This is a genomic window from Methylobacterium sp. AC315 (genome assembly GCF_979253755.1).
In genome coordinates this window covers 1-863 of the sequence record NZ_CEEDEA010000066.1, presented here as the reverse complement: position 1 = coordinate 863, position 863 = coordinate 1, and the positions used below count along the sequence as shown (strand labels likewise).

1 protein-coding gene is annotated in these 863 nt (G+C 66.7%); it reads right to left on the bottom strand.

The genetic code is table 11. The features are described from left to right. Positions 1-7: 7 nt before the first annotated feature. A protein-coding gene (locus AC0IY0_RS28715) for an IS5 family transposase (protein ID WP_471766472.1) occupies positions 8-813 on the bottom strand; the annotation gives its coding sequence in 2 pieces (ribosomal slippage) (positions 8-477 and positions 477-813; 807 coding nt in all). Positions 814-863 lie beyond the last annotated feature (50 nt).

Below are 863 nucleotides of genomic sequence, written 5' to 3'. Positions count from 1 at the left end.
AGAGCGCCTAACAGAACCGTCTGATCTGGTTGAGAGTGATGAGGCTGGCGGCGAGGCTCGTGAAGGCCTCGTAGATGTCTTCGCGTCGCTCGTAGCGGATGGGCAATCGACGGAATCGGTTGAACCAAGCGTGGGTGCGCTCCACGACCCAACGATGACGACCGAGTTTCTCGCTGCTCTCGATGCCCCTACGTGCGATGCGCGGCACGATCCCCCGCACCCGGCACTCCTGGCGGCGGGGTCTGGCATCGTAAGCCTTGTCAGCGTGCAGCTTGTCTGGACGACGTCGCGGTCGTCCGCGCCGACCGCTCCGCACAGACGGGATGGCATCGAGGGTGGCCGCCATCATGACGGTGTCGTGCCGGTTGGCACCGCTCAGGCAGAAGCCGAGCGGCGTGCCGCGCGCGTCGGTGACGAGATGGCGCTTCGTGCCCGGCTTGCCCCGATCCGTCGGGTTCGGGCCGGTGGCAGGCCCCCCTTTTTGGCCGGGACAGACGCGCTGTCCAGGCAAGCCCGGCTCCAGTCGATCTCCCCTGCTGCGTGCAGGCGCTCCAGCAACACGTCATGCAGACGGCTCCAAACGCCCGCCGCCTGCCAATCCCGCAGTCGCCGCCAACAACTCATGCCGGAGCCGCAGCCCATCTCGGCCGGCAGCATTTCCCACGGAAGCCCCGAGCGCAGCACGAACAGGATGCCCGTGAGTGCGGCCCGGTTCTCAATTGGACGACGCCCGCCCTTCGGACGCGGCCGAGGCGGCGGGAGGAGCGGCGCGATCTCATCCCAGAGATCATCGGGGAGAAGCAGTCTGGCCATGCCAAACCAACGCTGAAAACCAAGCTCGGTGCCGTTCTGTTAGGCGTTCT